8 protein-coding genes are annotated in these 22,562 nt (G+C 72.3%); all 8 read right to left on the bottom strand.

Annotated features, from left to right (window positions below; genetic code table 11):
• Positions 1–35: 35 nt before the first annotated feature.
• Entirely contained in the window at positions 36–1,166 is a 1,131-nt protein-coding gene (locus A9977_RS28120) for a peptidylprolyl isomerase (RefSeq protein ID WP_259652184.1), read from the bottom strand.
• Between the two features lie 11 nt (positions 1,167–1,177).
• Positions 1,178–1,891 (bottom strand): hypothetical protein, encoded by a 714-nt coding sequence (locus A9977_RS28115; RefSeq protein ID WP_310936211.1) that lies wholly within the window; start codon positions 1,889–1,891, stop codon positions 1,178–1,180.
• 10 nt (positions 1,892–1,901) lie between these two features.
• Positions 1,902–3,662, bottom strand: coding sequence for a putative porin (locus A9977_RS28110; RefSeq protein WP_183028103.1), 1,761 nt, complete (start codon positions 3,660–3,662; stop codon positions 1,902–1,904).
• A 50-nt stretch (positions 3,663–3,712) separates the two neighbouring features.
• Positions 3,713–4,441, bottom strand: coding sequence for a TonB family protein (locus tag A9977_RS28105; RefSeq protein WP_310936210.1), 729 nt, complete (start codon positions 4,439–4,441; stop codon positions 3,713–3,715).
• Positions 4,442–4,451: 10 nt separating this feature from the next.
• Positions 4,452–4,862, bottom strand: coding sequence for a biopolymer transporter ExbD (locus A9977_RS28100; RefSeq protein ID WP_183028102.1), 411 nt, complete (start codon positions 4,860–4,862; stop codon positions 4,452–4,454).
• A 15-nt stretch (positions 4,863–4,877) separates the two neighbouring features.
• Positions 4,878–6,743, bottom strand: a complete 1,866-nt coding sequence (locus A9977_RS28095) for a DUF2341 domain-containing protein (RefSeq protein WP_183028101.1) — start codon at positions 6,741–6,743, stop codon at positions 4,878–4,880.
• A 61-nt stretch (positions 6,744–6,804) separates the two neighbouring features.
• On the bottom strand, positions 6,805–8,448 hold the full coding sequence (locus A9977_RS28090) for a ShlB/FhaC/HecB family hemolysin secretion/activation protein (RefSeq protein WP_183028100.1): 1,644 nt from the start codon (positions 8,446–8,448) through the stop codon (positions 6,805–6,807).
• 252 nt (positions 8,449–8,700) lie between these two features.
• Positions 8,701–22,434: a filamentous hemagglutinin family protein gene (locus A9977_RS28085; RefSeq protein WP_183028099.1), complete on the bottom strand. Its 13,734-nt coding sequence runs from the start codon at positions 22,432–22,434 to the stop codon at positions 8,701–8,703.
• Positions 22,435–22,562: the final 128 nt, after the last annotated feature.

The raw sequence follows: 22,562 nt of genomic DNA, 5'->3' as shown, positions 1-22,562 counted from the left end.
GGGTCTCCGGAAGAGGTGAGGAAGAGGGTGTGGAATCAAGGGGTCTGGCGCAGCGCCGCGTCGAGGGCCGCTGCGTCGATGGTCACGCTGCCGGCCGGCGCGAGGCCCGCCATGTGCGCCTGCACCAGCTGCTGCTGGCGTTGCTGGCGCAGCGCGGCCTGCAGCTGCGGCTTCATTTCCTGCAGCGTGGCGACGCGCGCCGGCTGGGTCTCGAGCAGCTTGACGATGTGGAAGCCGGCGTCGGAGGCCACGGCCTCGCTGACCTCGCCCACCTTGAGCTTGCCGACCACCGTGCGCACCTCGGGCAGCAGTTGGGCCAGCGGCAAGGCGCCGACCTCGCCGCCGCGCTCGGCGCTGCGCTTGTCGTCGGAGCGGCTGCGCGCCAGGCTCGCGAAATCGCCGCTGCGCGCCTGCGTGGCGAGCTTGCGGGCCTCTTCGCGCACCTTGGCCTGCGCGGCCGCATCGCCGGCCGGGGCCGCCAGGTAGATCTGCGCCACGCGGTAGACCGCGGGCAGCGCGAAGCCTGCCTTGCCCTGTTCGTAGGCGGTGTTCACCTCGGCGTCCGAGGGGAAGCCTGCGGGCAGCTGGGCCAGCGATTCGAGGTAGCTGGTGGCCACGATGCGCTGCGTGATCTCGTCGACCGCGGCATCGATGCGCGCCTTGACCTCGGACCGCTCGGCCCAGCCCTTGGCGCGGGCCTCGCGCAGCAGCGCTTCGCTGGCGAGCCGCTGGCGCAGCCAGTTGTCGAGCGCGCCGCGGTTGTCCTTGAGCGCGGCGCGCTCGGCTTCGGGCAGGCCCTGGAGCAGGCGCTCGACGTCGGCCCGGCCGACCGTCACCGCGCCCAGGCTGGCCACCACGGGGTTCGCGGGCGAGGCCTGGGGCGGGGTCTGCGCCGTCGCCGCGCCGAGGCACGAGGCCAACAGCACGCCGGCCGCGGCACGCAGCGAGGGCATGCGGACTGCAAATTGCTTCTTCATTCGGTTCATCTCTTTCACTGCGTTGTCAACCCACACCAGGGACCGCCGCGCGTCGCTCGCCACCGGCATGGCCGCGCCTTCCTGCTGCAGGCCGCGGTGTTCGTCGCGGCTTCCCAGCAGCATGACGAAGCATTCGCGGCCCAGCAGCAGCAGGGTCGGTGCCGGCACGTCGATCAGGCGGCGGACCATGGTGCGTCGCTTCACTGCGCCGCGGCGGGCGCGGCCGGTGCGCTCACGCTGCGCGCGTCGAAGCGGCCTTCGTAGAGCTTGTCGCCGTACTGCTGCGCGATCTGCTCGTACTTCACCCGGCTCTGCGCGGCGAAGGGCTGGCGCGACGCGAGCACGCTGCCCAGGTCCACGGTCTCGTAGGCGCGCAGGATCTCCTGGCCCACGGCGTAGAGCTGCGTGTTCTTGGCCTCGCACTGCGTGACCGCGGTGCGCTGCAGGTGCGTCTCGGCGGCCAGGCGCTGGCGCTCGGCCTCCGAGGCGCGCGCCATCTTCAGCAGCTCGTCGTAGGCATTGCGGAACTGCGCGACCTGCGCGGTGGCGCGCTCGGTCGCGGCCTGGGCCTGGGCCTTGACCTGCTGGCTGCCTTCGGTGGCCTGCGCGCGGCCCTGGCGTTCGGCGCCGAGCTGCGCCTCGGCGCGGGCCAGGGCCTTCTTCAGTTCGGCGACTTCGCCCGCCGGTGCCGCGGCCACCGGCGCCGCGGGGGCGGCACCGGACTTGAGCTGCGCCAGCTCGTTCTGCGCCTGCTGCAGTTGCGAGGTGGTGATGCGCAGCTGCGCGCGCAGCCGCTCTTCCATGCCCTGCGCGGGCGTCGTCTGGGCCAGTGCGGCACCGCAGGCCAGCGCGGCGGCCAGGCTGCAGGCCAGCGGCCGCCAGCGTGCGAGCGATCGATTCGATGGGGTGTTCACACGCCGCTCCTTAGAACCGTGCATTGAATTCGAGCTGCAGCGTGTCGATCGCCAGCGGCGCGCCGAAGACCTGCTTGGTCGCCGACCAGCGGCCGGTGAACCAGGCGTTCTTGTCGATCGCGTACGAAGCGCCGAGGAAGTAGCCCTTGGCGTTGGTGCCGCCCTGGTGGAAGGTCGAGTCGTTGAAGCCGTCGGGCAGCGCGTCGGGTTCGATGCGCTTGTAGCCGGCCAGCACGTTCCAGTCGCCGCGGGCCGCGGGCGTGGGCTTGCCGTAGGTGGCCTGCAGGCTGTAGGCGTTGCCGCCGCTCTGGAAGTCCGCCTCGGTGGTGGCGCCCGAGCCGCCGAAGTTGTTGATGATGCCGCCGCGTGCGCGCGCGAACATCTCCGACTTGTCGTAGGCCATGTTGCGGATGAAGTTGGCGTCCAGGCGCAGCGCGTTGCCCGCGACGCGCGTGTCCCAGCGGAAGTTCAGGTCGACCAGCTGGAACTTCGAGGCCAGGCCCACGTACTGCGGCTGCGGCGTGTTGCCCGGGTCCAGCGGGTTGAGCGCGATGTCGCGCAGCAGCATCAGCGTGTTGCCCTTCTGCATGAAGGCCGGACGTGCCCAGTCGGTGCTGCAGCTGTCGGCGCCCGCATACAGCGCGCACGGCGTCGAGACCTTGCCTTCGGTGTTCTTGAAGTCGTAGTAGGCGATCGCGCCGCGCAGGCTGTTGACGCTGTCGAGCTTCCAGCGCGCGCCGGCCTGTGCGCCCAGCAGCCACTTGTTCTCGCTGGCCATCTTGTCCTGCTGGCGGCTGGGGAAGCTGTCCGACGAGTACTCGAGCGGGATCAGGCCCAGCGTGCCGAAGACCGAGATGTCCTTGTTGGCCAGCGTCTTGTCGAACTGCGCGGCGATGCCGTCGAAGTTCAGGTCGCTGGAGAACAGCGTTTCGGTCGAGACGAAGGGGTTGCCGAAGCGCCCGCCGGTGAAGGTGAGCCATTCGGTCGGCTGGTACGACAGCCACATCTGGTCGAGCCAGACGTTCTTCTTGGACAGGCCGCCGCCCAGCGTCTGGGTGGTCGACACCGGGCTGCCGTCGCTGCCCGAAGCCAGGCGGATGCCGGCCTTGGTCTGGTCGCTGATGTCCGCGAAGATGCCCAGGCGGGCGCGGGCGCGGAACTGGTTGCGGCGGTCCTGGCGCGTGTTGAGCAGCGAGGGCAGCGCGAGGTTGGTGTTGTTGTTGACGTCGAAGCCGTTGCCTTCGTTGAAGGCCGGCCAGTTGATCTCGATGTTGGAGTTGCCGCCCGAGTAGCTGCGCGATTCGTTGCGCACGCGCACGTCGCCTTCGACGCGGATGCGCTTGCTCCACTCCGGCGTCTCGTTGGGCGCGGCCCAGCCTTCGGACTTGGCCTGCGCCATGACCTGGCCCTTGACCTCGTCGCGGATCTGGTCGCGCACGGTCTGCGAGATGTAGGGCACGCGCACGTCGCCCGGTTCGACGCGCAGGCCGCCGCCGGCGGTGGCGGCCGGTGCGGCGGCCGCGGCCTGGCGCTGCAACTGCTGCGCGGCCATGGCTTCGGTCTGGGCCTGCGCCAGCAGCGCCTCGCCCACGTCCTTGCTCAGCGTGCCGCTTTGCATCAGGCCGCGGACCAGGCGCACCATGGCGCTGTCGCCCGCCGGTGCGGCGGCGGTCTGCGCATGGGCTGCGGAGCCCATCGCGCCCAGCAGCGCGAGGGCGGAGGCCGCCGCCAGCGACTGCGCGCTGCGTCGGAGAGTCTTGGATTGGTTCATCGGATTGCTCAGGAAATTGGATGGAATGGACGGGATGCCGCGCGCCTCGGTCAAGGCCGGCGCCCCTTCATGGACACGCGCATCGGGAAGCGCGCGGAAGCCGGCGGGCTCTCGTCGATGCGGGTCATCTCGCGGGCCATGGCGAGCACGGCCTCGTCGGACTGCGGGTTGCCGGTGCTTTTCACCAGCTGCACGCGCGTGGTCTTGCCGGCCGCGTCGAGCCACAGGTCGATCTGGATGTCGTCGAAGCTCAGCTGCCGGGTGCGCGGGTCGCGCGCCAGGGCCTGCTGCAGCGCATTGGCCACATAGCGCCCGTAGGAGCCGCTGCCCAGGCCGCCGCCGCCACCGCCGCCGGTCATGCCGCCGCCACGTCCGGCCGCGATGCCGAAGGCGTCGGTGCCGGCCTGCGCCGCGCCGTCGATGGTCACCGGGTCGCCCACGTCCTGCGAGGGGCTGGGCGGCGCGTCGTCCTTGGGCGGCTCCTTGTTGTCGATCGGCGTCGGCTCGGGCTCGACCACGTCGGGCTTGACCTTCTCGGGTTCGGGCTCGGGCAGCTTCTCGGGCTCGGGCGGCGGCGGAGGGGGCGGCGGCAGCATCAGCATCGGCGCGTCGGCCACCTGGCGCTTCTGGCTGGCCGTGTCGGACAGCAGGTACCAGACCAGCGCCGCCAGCAGCGCCAGCACCACCGCACCGATGACGACACCGCCCCAGCGACGCCACAGGCCGGCCGCGTCCTTCGACGCCGGCCGCCGCGGGCTGGTTGGATGGGCTAGGTTCACGGGCACGTCCTCAGCTCGGCTTGCCGGTCACCAGGCCGACCTGGTTGAGCTCGATGCGGCGCAGCAGGTCGAGCACTTCGACCACCTTGGCGTACTGCACCGCGGCGTCGCCGCGCACGATGACCGGGAAGTCCGGCGACAGGGCCTTCTCGGTGCGCAGGCGCTCCTCGAGCTCGGCCAGCGAGACCGGGTAGGCGTCGAGGAACAGCTGGCCCGCGTTATCGACCGTGATGGCCTTGGTCTTGGGCTTCTCGAGCGCGATCGAGGAACTGGCCTTCGGCAGGTCGACCTTGATGCCGGGGATGCTGGCGTTGCTGGTGAGGATGAAGATCACCAGCACCACCAGCAGCACGTCCACGAAGGGCGTGATGTTGATGCCGCCGGAGCGCTTCTTGGTGCCGAACTTGGCAGGGTTGGCCATGGTCTTCTCTCGGCCTCAGGCAGCCACGTGGCCAGGAGCGGAAGTCCAGCCGGCGTCGGCGTCGATGCCGGCGCGGCGTGCGCTGCGCGCCGGGGCGGCCTGCGGCAGCGAGCGGCCTTCGCCCTGCTCTTCGGCCAGGCGCGTGACGAACTCGTCGACGAACACCGCCATGTCGGCGCCGATGGCGTCGGAGCGCGAGGCGAGCCAGTTGTAGCCGAACAGCGCGGGGATCGCGACGCCCAGGCCGGCGGCGGTACACAGCAGCGCCGCGGCCATGCCGGGGGCCACCGAGTTGATGTCCACCGCACCGGCCATGGCCGCCACGACGAACACCAGCATGATCCCGATCACGGTGCCGAACAGGCCGACGTAGGGTGCGCCTTCGATGGTGGTCGAGAGCCAGTTCATGCGCTTGGACATGCGCTCGTTCTCGCGCACCATCACGCCGTCCATCGCGGCGCGGATCGCGCCGATGGTGGAGGCCGACACGGAGTTGAGGTCGTAGCCGCGGTCATGGCGGCGGCGCATCTCGTCGACCGCCACTTCGTACAGGCGCCACAGCGACGAGTCGGCCTTGACCTGCTCGGACACGGAATTGCTCACGGCCAGGCGGTCCAGCGGGGCACCGGCGGTTTCGCGGAACAGGCCGATGAAGGCGGCGTTGGCGCGCGAGGCGGCACCGTAGCTGCGGCCCTTGCCGATCATGATGGCCCACGACAGCACCATCATCAGGCCCAGCAGCGCGACCACGATCCAGGCGTCCAGCGGCATCGCGGCCAGGATGAAGCCGAAGTGGCTCTTGCCGGCCTGCTGCTCGTCGGCACCGAAGACGGCGAGACGCGATTCGGCGCCTTGCGACACGGCATCGGCCAGCAGCAGGGCGTCGGGGCGTGCGACCTTCGACAGGCGCACTTCGTCGATCGCGCCGGTGAAGGCGGCCAGTGCCGGCACGGCGGCCTGGCCGGCGGGCGTGCCGGCGGCGGCCGCATCGGCGCCGATCGAGGCGGCGCTGGCGAGTGCCGGCATCGCGGCGGCGAGCGAGACGGTCGGACGGCCGCCCACGAACAGGGTGGCGTTCTGGCCGTCGGACTTCAATGCCAGGTAGGCCCACTGGCCGGCCTGGATCGGCTGGCCAGGCGCGCTGCGCTGGCCGTTGATGCGCACGAAGGGCACGCCCTGGTCGACGCCGATCACGAGTTCGTTGGCGCCGTCGCGGCGGGCATAGACCACCTGCTGGGCACCGAGCTGCTCGGGCTTGATCCAGGCCGAGAAGGTGAAGGCTGCGCCGGCCTTCTGTGCCAGCGAAGGCGAGGCCGGCAGCATCAGCGCGTCGCGGCCGAGCTGTGCGCCCTTGCCGATCACGGTGCCGTCGAGGCTGACCACGGCGCTCTGGCCATGGTTGCCGTAGGCGGTGGTGTCGCGCGGCGGCACGTTGGCTTCGGCGAAGTGGTAGACCAGCGTGTAGTCGGGGTCATAGGTGCGCTGGCCGTTGCCCGAGGCCGGGGCCTTGGGGTTGCCGTAGTACATCCACAGCTTCTGCGGCGCACCCGCGCCGACCGCGGGCACGTCGACCCAGATCAGCGCCATGCCCAGCAGCGGGTCGAACTGTTCGATCTGGTGGTTGAGCACCGTCTTGTCGTCGCCGGCGACGAAGCGCAGGTCGGCGCCGGTCTCGTTCACGCCCTGGAAGCTGAAGTTGCCGGTGTGCAGGCGCACCAGCACCGGGGTGCGGCCGGCGTCGCCGCCGATCGCGCCGGCCTGCGGGCCGCCGTCGACGGTGAGGGGCTTGCGGTAGGCCCAGTCGGGCTGCCACCAGGCGTGCGCCAGGCCCGGCAGGAGCGTGCTCAACAAGGTGAGCAGAACAAATAGTGTGCGTCGCATGACAGAGTTCTCCGGAAGCTCGTAGGAATGACGATGAAAGATCGAGGGGTCGTGCCGACGGTCAGTAATTGGCCGTCAGGCTGAAATTGATGCGGGTGTCGTGCTTCTCGGTGCGCGCACCCTTCTTGAGCGGATAGCCCACGTCGACGCGGCCGTTGAGGCGCTCGGCGATGCGGAAGGTGGTGCCGAAGCCGACCGAGGCCAGCGTGAAGCCGTCCTGCTGTTCGGCCAGCGGGCTCTTCAGGCGCAGCCGGCCCGCATCGGCGAAGGTGTAGAGGCGCCAGTTCTCGACCATCGGGCCGAGCCAGTCCAGCGGCTTGGTGCGCCACTCGAGCGAGCCGACCAGGCCGATGTCGCCGGTGCTCTCGGCCGACAGGTAGCCGCGCACCGAGTTCATGCCGCCGGCCGCGATCTGCTCGCTCGAGACCAGCGGCGAATCGCTGAGCTGGCCCGAGAGGCGGAAGCCGATCTGCGAATCGCCGGCCAGCGTGTAGCTGCCGTTCACGTCGCCCTTGAGCACCATGAAGCTGGGCGAGGACTTGTAGCGCTTGTAGTCGAAGGCCTGCCAGTCGCTGCCGTAGCCGAAGGAACTGCGCGTGCCGGCCACCAGCGACAGGCCCAGGCCGACCTGGCTGCGCTCGGCCTGCAGGAAGCCGTTGTAGCCGAGCGTGATGGGCGCGTACTTGAGCGGCACGGTGTCGCCGGTCTTGCCCAGCATCAGCGCTTCCTTGTTGTCCTTGAAGTCGATGCCCACGCTCAGCGTGTGCCACCAGTCGCCGGCGTTGGGCACGGTGTAGGTGGCCTTGAAGCCGATCGAATGGCCCTTGCCCAGCACGTTGGTGCCGCCCACGGTGGCGACCGAGCTGTCGGACTTGTAGGCCGAGGCTTCGAGCGCCCAGGCGGTGCCGGGGATCGGGGCGCTGTACGAGCCCGAGATCACCTGCGTCTGGTTCAGGTCCTGCGGCGCGCCGAAGAAGCTGATCGAGGCGCTGTGGCCCATCTGCCAGAGGTTGTCGTGGCCGATCGAGGCGGTGCCGCGCAGCTTGCGCGTGTCGGCGCTGTAGTCGTTGTTGAGGCCCAGGCTGGCGCGCCACGGGCTCTCGTCGTCGACCTTGAGGTCGACGTCCATGGTGCCGGGCAGCGCGCCCTGCTTGACCAGCGGCATCACCTGGCGCTTGCCGCCGCGGTTGAGCGCGGTGAGCTGGGTCTGGGCCAGGTTGAAGTCGGGCACCTGGCCTTCGCGCAGCGCGGGCACCTGCTCGCGCACGTCGACCGGCGAGGTGTACTCGGAGCCGATCACGCGCACGCGGCCCACGCGGGTCTCGTTGACCTGCAGGAACACGATGCCCTCGGTCACCTGCTGCTCGGGCAGGTCGACGTAGACCGACTGGAAGCCCTTGGCCTGGTAGACGGCCAGCAGCGCATCGCGCGCGCCCTCGATGTCCTTCATCGTGCGCTCGGGCCCGAGGAAGGGAGTCACGGCCTGCTCGATGTCGCGCACGTCGAGCGCGGTGTTGCCGCGCACGATGTACTCGACGACGTCGACCTTGCGCTGCGCTTGTTCGGCCGCGGGCTGTGCGGCGGCTGCGGCCGCGGGTGCGTCCGCGGCCTGGGCACCGGCGGCCAGGGGCACGGCCAGGCTCAGCACGGCCAGGCACACCGCTGTCCAGCGCATCGGCGGCCTGTTCTCGTTCAGTTCATGCATGGGTCCAACTCGATCTTCAAAATGGATGCGACGCGATGCCGGTCAGGGCACCGCGCAGGAAGGTGAAGCCGCACGGCGCACGGTCGAAGCCGACCCATGATGGAAGTCCTTCATGTCGCAGTTGCGTACGGATACATAGACGCAACCGGCGCGCGGCGACTGTCGTTTGTCACGAAAACTTCATCAAAAAAGAAAGGCGGCCCCTTTGCGGCGGCCGCCTTCTTCACGGGACGAGCGAACGGGATCGCGGGCTCAGAGTGCCAGCGTGCGGCGCTCGGCCGGCGTCAGCTGGTTGCACGCGCCTTCGTCGACGCGGCCGGCCTGGCCCAGCACCTGCACCGCGCTCTCCGGCCGGTAGCCGACCGGCGCCGCCGTGGGGGCGCCGGACGAGCGCGCGCCGCCGCCGTCCACCGGTTCGTTGCCGAAGCCCAGCACCCGCACCGTGAACACCGAGGGCAGCGCCTGGCGCGCCGCCGCGCGTTCGCGCTGCATCACCTCCTGCGCCGCGCCCGCGGCCTGCGCGGCGGCGGCGCTGGCGTTGCTCAGCGCGCCGACGTTGACCGCCGCCACCACCGGGATGCCCACCGCCTTGCCCTGCACCTGGATGTTCTCCGCGTTCACCACGTGCAGCGCCGCCAGGTTCACGTTGCCCGACACCCGGATGCCGGCCTCGCCCGCGTCGATGGTGCCCATCGGCGCGATCAGGTCGATGTCGCCCGGCGGAATCTCCGGGATCGGGTTCAGCGTGGCGATGCCCGCGCCGGTGTTGGGCGTCGACGGCGACAGGCTCACCAGGCCGATGCTGTCGTACAGCCGGCGCTGTGGCGTGTAGACCACCGTGGTCTTCGAGCCGCGGCCGGCGTTGATGTCGCCCTCGGCCGACCAGGCCAGGATGCTGCCGCCGAAGGTGGTGAAGACCCGGCTCTGACCGAGCAGCAGGCTGCCCCTGGCGTAGACCTGGATGTCGCCCGCGCCCTGCGTGAGCAGGCCCGAGCCCTCGGCCGGCGTGAAGCCGCCGTCCACGCCCACCAGCGCGCGCCCGCCCGGCACCATCAGGCTGATGTCGCCGCCGAAGTCGGTGTGGATGCCCGCGTCCAGCACCTGGTAGTAGGGCACGTAGTAGCTCGGGCTGCCCTGTGCCTGCCACTCGTCGTAGCGCAGGTAGTTGAGGCCCGGCTTGGGCCGGCGCGTCATGGTGCCGCCGACGTACTGGTCGAAGTACTGCGCGCTGCTGAACATCGTCAGGTCGCCGCTGCGTTCGATCGCGCGGCCCTGCGCATCGTGCGAGGGCAGCAGCGTGGCGATGGCTTCGCGGCCGCGCAGGTAGCTGCCCTCGCGCGGGCCGCCCACGGCCGTGTACTCGCGGCCCGCGGCCTTGAGTTCGGCGTAGTAGACGTTGCGCAGGAAGCTGCGCTGCTGCGCCGCGGGCAGCGCGTCGAAGAAGGCGCGGGCGTCCATCGTGGCCGCATCGAAATGCAGGCCCAGGCCGTTGCGCTGGCCGTTGCCGCCGCCGAACAGGCCGCTCAGCCAGTTCACCAGGTGCAGCTGGCTCTCGACGCGGTACTCGCGCGCCAGCGACCGGTTGGCCGCCGTGCCGCCGGCGGCCAACGCCGCGCGCCGCGCCTGGTCGATCTCGGCCTGGCGGGTCGCCAGGAAGCCGGCCGCGCCGGCCTCGTCGCCCGCATAGCCGAACTCGCGCTTGAGCCATTGGCCCAGCGTGAGCTCGCCGCCGTAGCTGTAGAGCACCTTGCCCGGCTGGTCGGCGAAGGCCCGGCCCAGGTCGGCCTGGTTGGCCGGGTCGAGGTAGCGCGCGGCGAAGGCGCGGTAGTCGGCGCCCTGCGCGCCCATGCCGGCGGCGGCCACGATGCTCGCGCCGCCGCTGCGGTCGCCGGGCGTCACGTTGACGATCGCGCCCAGGCTGCGCAGCTCGGCCTTGTCGGCCATGTAGAGGTCGCGCCCGGCCGTCACCTCGAGCGTGCCCGGGCCGGCCACGTAGAAGCTGCTGTAGCGGATGTCGCGCCCGGCCGAGACCACCGACACGTCGTCGGGGCTGTTGTGCACGATCAGGTTGCCGCGCGAGGAGCCGCTGGTCACCGGCGTGATGCGCGGCGGATCGCCCAGCTGGCTGGGCACGGTCGAGCGGAAGGTGCTCCAGCCCAGGCCGTCGGCCGATTCGCCGGCGGTGCTGCCGAGCGCGGTGCCCGAATTCACGATGTCGCGCCCCGCCATGATCGCCACCGCACCGCCGCCTTCGTACCAGACCGGGCTGTCGGCACGGCCGCCGCGGGTGACGATGGCGCCGGTGCGCACGCCGATGGCGTCGCCGTCGACCGCGTAGTAGCGCGCGGGCTGCTGCCCCTCGGCCACGTAGCCGGAGGCCGAGGGCGAGGTCAGGCTGAACATCGGATAGAGCTGCGTGCTGCCCAGGCCGTAGCCGGTGTAGTAGCCGACCGACGGCATGTGCGCATCGACCGGCACGTGGTTGGCATGGCCGATGCCGAACCAGGCGAGGCGCACCGCGCCGCTGAAGCCGGTGTTGTAGGGCGTGGGCAGCGCGGTCGGATCGGCGCCCGAGGGCGTGATCGCATAGCCGCCCGCATGGATCGAGTCGGCGGCCAGCAGCTCGAGCTGGCCGGCGTGCGTGCGGGTGAATTCCGGCGCCACCGGCGACGGCGCCAGCACGATGCCGAAGGGCGACTGCACCGGAACGCCGTTGTTCGTGGCCCCCGACATGGCATTGCCGTAGTAGAGGCTGCCGCTCGCGGCCACGGCGCGCAGCTGCGAGGGGTAGACGAAGCGCCCGTCGGTCGCGGCCTGGTCGCGGTTGCTGCCGTTGTCCAGCCAGGCGGTGCCGGGCGTGAGGTTGCCGCCCGCGCTGAACAGGTCGAGCGCGGTCGACGGCGTCCACAGCGAGAACCAGGCCCAGCCCTGGCCGGTGCGCTGCACGCCGTCGTAGCTGAAGCGGAAGCCGTCGTAGTACTGCGGCACGCGGCCGGCATCGACCACGCTGCCCAGCACCAGGTCGCCGCGCGCGTCGATGCGCACGCCCGCATCGCCGGGCACGATCACCGGGCCACCGCCGGCGCGCGAGGAGCTCGCGACCGCCACGCGGTAGGGCCGCGATTCCTGCGGGTCCTGCTGGTCGTAGCGCAGCTCGATGCTGCCGATGGCCCCGGCCTGCAGGTTCATCGCGCCGCGCAGGTTGACGAAGGTGCCGTTGAGGTCGAGCTGCGTGGCCTGCTCGGTCTGCGTGAGGCCGGCGGTCGAGGTCGCGATGCGCACCTCGCGCGCCGGGTTGAGGCGGCCGCCGATGCGCACGTCGAGGTCGCCGCCGCCGGTCAGCAGCAGCTCGCCCGCGGCCGTCATGCGGCCGGTGCTCGCGACCGCCAGGTTCAGGCCCTGGCTGCGCGGCACGTAGTTGCGGTCGACGTCGCCGCGCTGCGACAGCACGCCCGCGTTGCCCGCGCTCTCGAACACCAGGTTGCCGCCGCCCAGCGTGCCGATGCCGGTGAAGCCGACCAGCGAGGGATGGTTCTGGTACTGGCCCAGGCGCCGCTCGTCGCCCGCGACGTAGGTGCCGAAGTTGATCCACCAGGCGGTGGGCACGCCCTCGGCGCCCGGCACCACGCTGCCCGTGCCCTGGCGCCAGAGCCAGTTGCCGATCGCCACGCTGCTGGAGACCGGGTTGTCGAGGATGCCGAAGGCATCGTCGGTGCGGTTGAGGTTGCCGCGCAGCCCGATCTGGTCGCCCGTCACCGCGCCGCCCGCGCGCACCAGCACATTGCCGCCGCGCTCCGGGTACCAGGCCTGGTAGAGGCTCTGGCTGCCGCCGTCGACCAGCTGCTCGAGGTAATGGCCTTCGCTCTTGAGCACGTTGCCCTCGGCATTGACGCCGCGCTGCAGGTTGTACGGGTCCCTGGCGCCGGGCGCGGCCAGCGAGGCCGCCTGCGTGCCCGCGGTGTACACGCCGAAGGGCGAGGTCATGGCGACGTTGCCGGCCGAGACGATGTCCAGGTCGCCGGTGCCGGTGCGCAGCACGCTGTAGAGCTGCTGGCGCACGGGACGCATCTGGTCGGCGTAGTCCGCCGGCGTCCCGGGGCTGGCGACGTCGGTCGTGGCGCCCGCGCCCCAATCGTTGAGTTCGAGCGGGCTCGACGCGATGTAGCCCATCGCGATCAGCAGGTCGATGGTCTCCGGGGTGATCAGTTCGCCCGGTACGAACACCCCCGCCAGGCCCATCGACTCCCAGGTCGCCACGTCGATGTCGGGCGACCAGCGGTAGACCGCGGGCGTGCCGGTGCCGGGCACCGGCAGGTATTCCGAGGCCAGGCCGTAGTGGGTGTCGGACAGGCGCACCTGCGCCGTGCTGCCCGGCACCGTCAGGCGCGTGTCGGCGGCCTGCAGGTCGGCGCCCGCGACCAGGCGCAGGTCCCACGAGGCCGAACCCGGCGCCAGCATGGGCGCCAGCGCCCAGGTGCGGCCCTGCGTGCCGTCGACGGCATCGGCGGGGCGCAGCGCCACCGACTCGGCGTCGCCCGGCAGCCTGACCCACGTCTCGCCGGGAATGACCGAGCCCTTCCTGAGCGTGAGCGCGCCGGCGAGCTGCACGCCGTTGATGGGGTTCCACGGGTCCGCCGTGTCCTGCACCTTGCCCTGCGGGAAGGGCAGCGGCACGCCCTTGGGCCACAGCATCGCCGCCACCTGGATGGCCGAGGGCAGGCGCAGGCCCGCGCCCAGCTGCGTGTTCGCGGGCAGCACCAGGTTCTGCTGCAGCAGCGTGCCCGCGGCATGCAGCAGCCGGCCCGAGGCGTCGCGCACCTCGCCGCCCAGCACCGTGCCGGCCGCGATCGTCACGGCCTCGGCGAGGGTGACGGTGGCCGGCAGCAGCGTGTTGGCCGCGAAGCTCATGGCCTGCATCGGCAGGTCGTAGTTCAGCGTGCGGCCCGACTGGAAGAAGGTGCCCTCGGCCAGCGTCACCCGCTGGCCGTGCGGCAGCACCACGTCGCCGCCCCAGGGGATGCGGCCCTTGGGCAGGATCCAGCCCTTGTCGTCGGGCGTGACGCCGAGCCGGCCGCCGTCGAAGCCGTCGCTGAGGCTGCCGAAGATCTCGAGGTCGCCCGCCGCGCGCAGCACCAGCGCGCCGGCCTCGCCCGAGCCGCGCACCAGCGTGCGCTGCAGGGACGGGTTGACGCTCGCATAGCGGTGGCCCGAGAGGTCGATGTCGCCGTCGACGTGCAGGTTGCCGTCGGGGTTGAAGCCGGCGCGCGTGTCGGCCGCGATCACCACGCCGGGCCGCAGGTGGAACTGCTCGCGGTAGGCGCGCAGGCCCGCCAGCCTGCCGTCCATCAGGCCGGCGTTGCCCAGCGCGGCGTCGATGAAGCGCGCGCTGTCGCCGTGCTTCGCATCGAGGTAGGCCTGGTCGATCACCTGGTAGCTACGGCCATCGTTGGTCGCATCGGTGCCCAGCGCGGCATCGGTGTAGGTGCGGAAGGCGTTGAGCGTGAGCGAGCGCGCGCCGTTGATCGCGATCCGGCCCGCGGCATCGATGTCCACGTCGTTGCCGCCCAGGCGCGCTGCGTTGAGCGTGACGGTGCCGAAGGCCTGCCGGCTCTGGCCGGCGCGCAGGTCCATGCGCGCGCCGTCGGCGATCGTGAGCCGCCCCTGGCCCGCGTCGATCTCGATCACCGCGCGGTTCGGCGCCTCGATGACCTTGCCGTAGCTGTCCACGCGCAGCACCGTGGCATGCGCGTCGAGCACCGCCGTGCCCGCGAGCGTGACGCCGCCGTTCGCGGCGAGCCGGATGCTGCCGGCCTGCTCGCCGCTGGCGTCGATGCGGCCGTCGACCGTGAGGCGGCCGTTGTCGACCGACACGTCGATCTCGCGCGCCTTGAGTTCGCTGCCGATTACCAGGTCGCCCTGCCGCAGCTGGAACGCGCGCCCGCCGACGACACCGCCCGCGTTCAGCCGCTGGTTGAGCCCGGCGAAGTCGGCGATCTGCTGGCCGCGCACCTCGATCCGGCCGGCCGCGTAGGGCACCCGTGTTCCGCCCGCGTCGTAGTGGCCGCTGGCGTTGCCGTCGATGCGGCCCGCCAGGTCGACGGTGCCCGCGCCCGCGCCGAGCGCGATGGCCGAGAGCTTGCCCGCGCGGTTGTCGTCGGCCGACAGGTCGATGGCCGAGCCCGCCGCCTGCCGGATGTGGCCGGCGCGCGAGGAGAGCAGCACGTCGCCGCCCCAGCTGTATTTGCTGACGTCGAAGAAATCGATCCTGCGGCCCGCGAGGTCGAGCTGCGCGCCCGCGCCCAGCTGCACGTCGCCCTGGGCCGACAGGCTGAGCTTGCCGCTGGGCAGCAGCACCGCGGTGTCGAACACCACGCTGCCGCCGCGGCTGTCGAGCGCGATCTCCGCGCCCAGCGCGCCGGCCAGCAGCGCGTTGTCGGACTTCGCCGGCGCGGCGCCCTGCGGCGCGCCGACGCGGATGTCGCCGCCCGCGGTGATCCGGTTGACCGAGCCCGCATGGCCGGTCAGCAGCGGCGTGCGGATGTCGAGCACGCCGCCGCTGTAGCCGTAGTCCTTGGTGCTGTCGTCCCAGGCGCCGCGCGACTGGTAGACCGCCAGCGTGCCCAGGTGGTTGGCGGTGATGCGTTCGCTGGCGTGCAGCGCGACCTCGCCGAAGCCCAGCGCCAGGCGGTCCTGCGCGCGCACGCTGTCGACGCGCAGGTCGGGGCCGAAGCCGAACTCGATCTGCCGCGCATCGACGCGCAGCTGCCCGCTGCCGGTGCCGGTGCCCGCACCCTGCGCCACCACCTGGCCCGGCGGCGTCGCGGCGCCGTTCCAGACCAGGGTGTCGGTCTCGATGCGCGCCACGTCGCCCGCGCCGCCCAGGCCGTAGATCGCGGGCGTGCCCAGCACCAGCCGCTGCAGCGCGGAGCGGCCGGTGGCCGGGTCGATGGTCGACAGCGCGGTGCTGCCGAAGAAGTTGAGCGCGTCGCGCGCGGTCAGCACCAGGTTCTCGAGCGCGGGCGCGCCGACGCTGGTGTCGCCCAGCAGCAGGCGGTCGAGCACCTGCTGGTTGAGCGTGAGGCCCTCGGGCAGCACGCCGCGCGCGGCCGCCTCGGCCAGCGCGGCCTCGCTGCCGACGTTGATGCCGCCCACGGCCAGCACCAGGTTGCGCGCACCGTAGCGCACCGAGTCGGCCAGCGTGAAGGCCTTGTCGGTGGCGGCGGTGATCGTGCCTTCGGAATAGAGCCGCGTGCTGCCGCTGCAGGGCACGCCCGCGTCGCAGGCGCCGATGTGGATCGCCCCGGGACCGGTGCCGTCGGCCTGCGTCGGCAGGGTGGGCGCGAGCACGTCGAGCCAGCCGTTGGACAGCGCCAGCATGCTGTTCGGGCCGGTGGCGTAGACGTAGCCCTGCGTGCTGTCGTAGGCCGGCGCGCCGCGGCGCAGCGTGTCGATGCCCGAGCCCTGCTCGAGCGTGATGCCGCCGTCGATGCGGCCGGTGAGCAGGAACACCTCGGCCGCCTCGAGCTGGCTGCCCGCGCGCAGCACGATGCGCGAGGCGGTGGCCGCGGCGTCGACCACGTTGGCCGACTGCTGGCTGCCCTGGTTGTTGGTGAAGGTGGCCTTGAGCGTGCCGCCGATCACGATGCGCGCGGCGCCGACGGCGTTGAGGTCGTCCGCATGCACCGACACGCCGCCGAAGCCGGCCGTGGGCGCCGCGCCGGCCGCCAGCACTTCGTAGCGGCCCTGCCCGCTCAGGTTGAGCGTGCTGCCGCGGCCGCCTTTGGCCGGAGCCTGCTGCACCGTGCCGTCGAACTGCAGCGCACGGCCCGCGCCCTCGAACGCGCCCGCCAGGGTGGGCGAGAAGAGGTCCAGGCGCAGGGTCTTGGCGTCGCGCTCGATCACCGCGCGCGGGATTCCCTCGCGTTCGGCCACGCCCAGCGCGAAGGCGCTGACGCCGGTCTCGTTGTACTGCGAATAGCGGCGCAGCGTGTCGGCCGAGGTCAGCGTGACCTGCATCGGCAGCGCATCGCGGATCTGCGTGTGGGCCACGTCGAGCTGCGCCCCCGCGCTCCATGAGCCGTTGCGCATGGCGATGGCCGTGTCCGTGACCGCCGCCCCCTTGCCGCTGAGCTCGACGCGGTAGGCGCCGGGCAGCAGCGCATAGCTCGAGGGCAGCAGGGTGTAGGTGCCCGCCGCGAGGCCGGGCACGCCCGCGCCGATGGTGATCTGGCGGCCGATGGCCGGGTCGCCCGCGCCCTTCTCGGCGACGATGGGCGCATAGCCGGCCTGCACGCCGGGCACGATCGCATAGACCGGATTCGTTGCGAGCCCGGGCAGCGTGAAGCCGCCCTTGGCACCGCTCTGCACCAGCGGATGCAGCCGCGCGTCGGTCGAGCCGCCGCGGCCCGTGAGGAAGCCCGCGCCCGTGAGTTCGCCGCCGCCGCGCAGGTCGATCACCGCGCCTTCGCGCACGTCGACCGCATGGCTGGCGAACTGCACCGCCGGCTCGTTGCCCACGCCCTGGAAGTCGAGGTCGACGCCGTTGTAGACATAGGTCAGGCCGTCGACGGTGCCGCCATAGGGCATGGTCAGGCCATGGGCGCTGACCGAGCTGATGCTGCCCGGCAGCAGGTTCACCTGGCCGGTGTAGCCGTCGGCGCGGGTGCCGAAGACCACGTTGCCCAGCGGCGCGCGCACCACGCCGCCCTGGTGGACGGTGCCCGCGGCCAGCGTCAGCGAGCCGAAGACCGAATAGGGCACGGCCGGGTCGGCCTCGCTGCTGCGCTCGATCGTGAGGCTGCGGGCCGGGTCGAAGCTGGCGACCAGGTTGCCCCAGGTGTCGCGGCTGCTCACCTGGCCGACCATCACCAGCGCCTTGCTGCCGGTGGTGGGATAGAGCTGCGCGGCCACCAGCCGCAGGTTGCCGGGCGCGTAGAAGCGGGCGTCCTCGCGGAAGCGCATGTCGCCGCTGCTGTAGAGGCGCATGTCGTCGAAGGCGAAGCGCTCCACCGTCAGGGGCGTGGCCGCGTTGAGCGCGATGGTGCCGCGCGTGCCGGTGTTGACCTCGCCCACGAAGTCGATCAGCGCCGCGTCGATGGCCAGGGACGAGCCCGCGGCCACCAGCGGCACGCCGAGCGAGCCCTTGCCGGCGCCGGCGTTGGGGCTGCCCAGCACCGGGTTGGGCATGATCGTGTTGTCGCGCTGGCGGCCGCTCGAGCCCGCGAGCCGCACGTAGGGCGCGCTCAGCTGCACGCGGCTGTCGGCCGCCGCGCCCTGCGCCAGGCCCATGCTGCTGGCCGTGAGCCGCAGGCTCTGGCCCAGCGCGAGCGTCACATCGCCATCGAAGCTGATCAGGCCGTTGGCCAGCAGCGCCAGGTTGTCGAAACCGCCGGCCTGGACCCGGTCCGCGCCCAGCCGCGCCTGCCCGTAGACCAGCGAGGCATCGGCCTGCGCGGCCACCAGCCCGGCGGCCAGGCCGCTGTCGCCCTGCACCTGCGAGAGCGTGAGTTCGCGCGGCACGCGCACCGCGTCGTCGACGTTGGAGCCCTTGAACGTGAAGCGGTCGACCGGGCCGTAGACCGGGGTCTCCAGCTGCAGCGCCAGCGTGCCGCCGGCCGCGCCGGCACCGCCCGCGGCGGCGTGCATCCGGCCGTCGAGGAACAGGCCGCGCGTGGAACTCAGCGAGAGGGTGCCGCCGTGGCTCGCCACGACGGTGGGGCCGAGGCCCGCGACCTCGAGCAGCGCGGACGCGCCCGACGCCTCGAGCACCGCGCCCGGCCGCACGATCAGGAAGGCCTCGATCGCATCGAGCTTGCGCGCCTCGGCGTCGTAGCGCGCGCCCAGCTCGATCACGCCGCCCGCGCTCACGCGGCCGTAGGTCCGGCCGGCCGCATCGATCGCGGTCACGGCCTGGCCCGACACGTCGAGCACGGCACCGGCGCCGATCCAGAGCGAGCGGCCATCGGGCCGGCCCGCGGGCAGGTTCGCGTCGTTGCCGGTGCCGAAGCCGCCCGGCAGCACCGAGATGCGCCCACCGTGCGCGCTGAGCGCGCCGTCGACGGTGATCTGGCCGTTGCCCGTCAGCGTGATCGCGCGGCCGGGATCGACCGCGAGCGAAGCGCCCGTGCCCACGATGAGCGGGGCCTGGCTGTACAGCGTGCCCGCCGTGAGCGCGATGTCGGCGCCGGCGCGCTGCGTGAGCACGCCCTTGGCCGGGTTCTGCTGCCACAGCGGCGGCAGCCAGGGCTGCAGCGCGGCCGAGGGATCGGCGCCGGTGGCCAGCGTGCGCGCGGCCGGCACGTCGAGGCGCAGCACCGGCATCGTGATCTCGAGCGCCGCGTCCTGCGCCACCTGCACGCCCTGGTGCGCGCCGATCGCGTACTTCGAGAAGCCGCTGCGGAACAGGCTGTCGCCCAGCACCACCAGCGGCTTCACCGCCGCATCGGCCTGCAGCCGCGTGCCGGCCGCGATGCGCTGGCCCGCGGCCATCGTGACCTCCTTCGCGAAGGGCGTGCCGGCCTCGATGGTGATCAGGTAGTCCGTCACCGGCATGCCGTTGGGGAAGGCATTGGCCGGCACGATGTAGCCCTCGGGGATCTTGCCGCTGCCGCCGATGCCGCGGATGGTCTTGCCGGCCGGGATCATCTGGCCGTTGAAGTACCACATGCCGTCGGTGGTATCGATGCGGATCTGCTCCCAGCTCACCACCGCCGTGGGCACCACCCAGGGCGCGGCCAGCGTGACGGTGCGGCTCGCGCTGAAGGCCGGCTGGCCCTTGAGGCCGGCGCCCGCGGGAATGACGTTGGCGGTGTAGCTGAAATCGCTGGGCAGCACCGTGCCGACCGGGATGACGAAGGCTTCGGCCAGCGTCAGGTGCACCGGCACCGCCTGGCCCGCGGGCAGCACGCCGCTGTCGGCCAGCAGGCCGCCGCCGAGCGCGATGCCGATGCCCGAGTCGATCGTCAGCGTGCCGCCGCCCTTCATGCCGTGGCCGCGCAGTTCGCCGTCCAGCGCGAGCGTGCCCGCGCCGCTGCCGGCGGTGTCGTACTGGTTGGAGCGCAGCGCGATGTCGCCGCCGCGGCCGCCGCGCTGCGTGCCGTCGGCCATCAGCGCCGCACCCGACGAAGTGTCGATCAGGCTGCCCTTGGCCAGCAGCACGTCGCCGGTGCTCGCGATGCGCACCGCGCCGCCGTCGACATAAGGCAGGCCGCGGCTCTGCGCCGGGTCGCGCAGCAGGTTGGTCCAGAGGCCGCGGGTGTCCAGCGTCACGCCCTCGGCCAGCGTCACGCGGGCCGTGTAGCCGGCGGGCGGCGCGCTCACCAGGGGCACCTCGTTCCAGGCCGCATTGGCGTAGCGGGTGGTCATGTTGCCCAGCGCGATGCTGCCGCCGCGCGCGCCGAGGTCGGCCTTCACGTCGACCTGGCTGGCATGCAGCGCGATGCTGCCGCCGGGCACCACCACCACCGCTTCGGACACCTCGATCGCGCCGCTCGCGTACAGCGCCAGGCCGCCCAGGCCCAGGCCGTTGAGCCAGTCGGCGTCGAGCACGATCCTGCCGCTCGCGGCCTGCGGCCAGGCGTCGGCCAGCGCGATGGCCTCGGCCACGCCCTGCGCGGCCTTGCCGATGTCGATGCGCTCGGCCAGCGGCGTGGCGCTGTCGCGCAGCGTGTTGCCGCTGCCGTCGTACACCGGCACGAGCTGGCCCACGATCAGCCGGCCGGCGCGGGCCGCGGCGATCTGCGACTGCGCGTAGCCGTCGAGCCCGGCGTCGCGCGCCTGCTGCTGGCGCGGTCCCTGGTAGACCGTGGTGTCGATGCCGCCTTCGAGCACGGCCGAGCGCGTGCCCACGACCACGCGTCCCGCATCGCGGCCCACCGTGTAGCCGCTCTCCAGGCGCTCCTGCATGCCGATCAGCGGGCTGTGGAAGTACTCGGTCGCGCCCTTGCCCCAGCGCGCGTGTTCCGATTCGAAGCCGCGGTAGACGCCGCGGTACAGCATGTCGCCGGGCGCGGTCGACAGGTTGTAGAGCCGGCCGTCGGCGCCGGTGAGCCAGGTCTGGCGCAGCATGCCGGTCTGCACGTCCAGCGTGCCGCCGGCCACGTTGATCGAGGAGCCGGCGCGGGTCAGCAGCTCGCCGCCGCCGAAGTCGACGGTGCCGCCCGCCGCGGCCCATTCGCCGATGGTGTGGCCGCCGGTGTTGAGGTAGCCGCCGACCTCGAGCAGGCCGCCGCCGGTGTACCAGCGCTCGGCCTCGTAGCCGTCGGTGCCGGCCGGCACGCGCACCAGGTAGCGGCGGTCGATCCACACGGTCGCGTTGTTGAGCAGCTTGGTGTCGCGGTTCACGGGCGCGTCGCGCTGCTCGTTGCCCTGCACGTTGATCTCGACGTTGTTCGAAGCCATGGCCAGTCGCACCCCGACCGCGCCCGACACGTCGATGGACGCGCGCTCGGCCACCTGGGTGCGACGCGCGGCCGTCACGTTGACCTGGCCGCCGGTGGCCAGCGTGAGCGAATCGGGCTCGAAGGCCACGTCGCCGCTCGACGCGACCTGCACCAGCGACAGGTCGCGCCGGTTGTAGCTTTCGTCGCTGGCGACGGCCGATTCCTTGATCAGCGCATTGCGCTGCACGTCGAGCGCGGTCTCGGCGCTGGCGTCGAGCAGGATCGCGCTCACGCCGCCGGGTGCGAGCACGACGCGTGCGTCGGTGCCGCCGGTGGCCGTGAGGTGCAGCGTGCCGCGCGCGTTGACGCTGGTGCTCGAGAGCAGCACGCCGGCCTGTTCCACCGTGTGGCCGCTGAGCGTGACGTCGCCGGTGGCGGCGCCGATCAGGCCCGCGTTGACGACCCGGCCGGCCGCGCTGCCCGCGTTGCGCAGCACCTCGACCTCGTTGCCGCGCGTGCTCGACTGCGCGTTGCCGTCCGTGCCCACGCCCTTGCGGATCACGAAGGCATCGCCCGCGGCCAGCGTGGTCTGGCCGCGCGGCGTGGCGATGCTGCCGCCGTTGCGGACCTCGCGCCCGGCCAGCAGCACGTAGCCGCCGCCCTCGGTCACCGACTGCGGCGTGCGCGTCTCGATGCGCGCGCCGGCCTCGACCACCACGTCGGCCGTCGCGTTGCCGTGGGCCACGCTGGTGGCCGTCAGCACCAGGTCGTTGGCCAGCACCGGCACGGGCGTGGTGCCCTGCAGGCTGCTGTAGAGGCCCTGGCCGAACTGCGCGTCGCTCATGCCCACCGCGGCGGCCACCAGGTTGCGGGTGTTCACCTGGCTGCTGCCGCTGAACACGATGCCGTTGCGGTTGACCACCAGCACCGTGCCGTCGGACTTGAGCTGGCCCTGGATCTGCGAGGGTCGCGCGTTCGGGTCGTTGACGCGGTTGAGCACGGCCCAGTCGGCCTGCTGCTTGAACTCGACCGTGGTGTTCCTGCCGACGTTGAAGGTCTCCCAATTCAGGATCGCCTTGTCTGCGGTCTGCTGGATCGCCACCGTGGTCCTGCCGTCGGCCGAGCCCTGCGTGGGCGCGTTGGCGTTGAGCCAACCGGCCGTGAGGCTGTTCGTGTCGACCTTCAAGCCGCCCTCGGTCAAGCCATCGGGCACGCCACCGCCGGCCGCCAGCGCCGCCGCGCGGGCCGCGGCCTGCGCCGCCTGCTGCGCCGCGATGCCGCGCGCCGCGAGGTTGAGGTTGTCGATCGAGCGCGCCAGCTGCGCATTGGCCTGCTGCTGCTGCGCCAGCGGGCTGTTGAGCGAGGACACCGGCAGGCCGTTGGGCAGCCGGCCCGTCGCGGCCGCGGTGCTCTGCGCCAGGTTCTTTTGCGCCATCCATGCGGGGCCCAGCGCGCGCTGCGCGTGCGCGCCGCCGGCGAGCAGCAGCACGACGACGGCCGCGGTCACGGGCTTCAGGCGCGGCGAGCGCAGCGGCCGGCCGCGCGCGGCACCGCGATCGGGATGAAGGGAGGAGACGGGGCGTGCGGGGCTCTGGCGTGGCGACATGAGGGGACTCGTGAGGACGTCGGTTGGATTCGGGCTGTCCGGCGCTCCCATGCGGGCGCGGGGTGGACGACCTTCCCTAGACGTTGCAGCGCGAAAGACCCGCCAGCAATTCCGAACTTTTTTGCGCG

This window comes from Variovorax sp. UMC13, from assembly GCF_014170375.1.
GTDB lineage: Bacteria > Pseudomonadota > Gammaproteobacteria > Burkholderiales > Burkholderiaceae_C > Variovorax.
Note: the sequence above shows the minus strand (reverse complement) of the source record. Positions and strands in the feature narration are given on the sequence as shown.

Coding starts and splice junctions, on each gene's coding strand:
- A9977_RS28120 (WP_259652184.1), bottom strand. CDS start 1,166: ATGGTCCGCCGCCTGATCGACGTGCCGGCACCGACCCTGCTGCTGCTG.
- A9977_RS28110 (WP_183028103.1), bottom strand. CDS start 3,662: ATGAACCAATCCAAGACTCTCCGACGCAGCGCGCAGTCGCTGGCGGCG.
- A9977_RS28100 (WP_183028102.1), bottom strand. CDS start 4,862: ATGGCCAACCCTGCCAAGTTCGGCACCAAGAAGCGCTCCGGCGGCATC.
- A9977_RS28095 (WP_183028101.1), bottom strand. CDS start 6,743: ATGCGACGCACACTATTTGTTCTGCTCACCTTGTTGAGCACGCTCCTG.
- A9977_RS28090 (WP_183028100.1), bottom strand. CDS start 8,448: ATGCATGAACTGAACGAGAACAGGCCGCCGATGCGCTGGACAGCGGTG.
- A9977_RS28085 (WP_183028099.1), bottom strand. CDS start 22,434: ATGTCGCCACGCCAGAGCCCCGCACGCCCCGTCTCCTCCCTTCATCCC.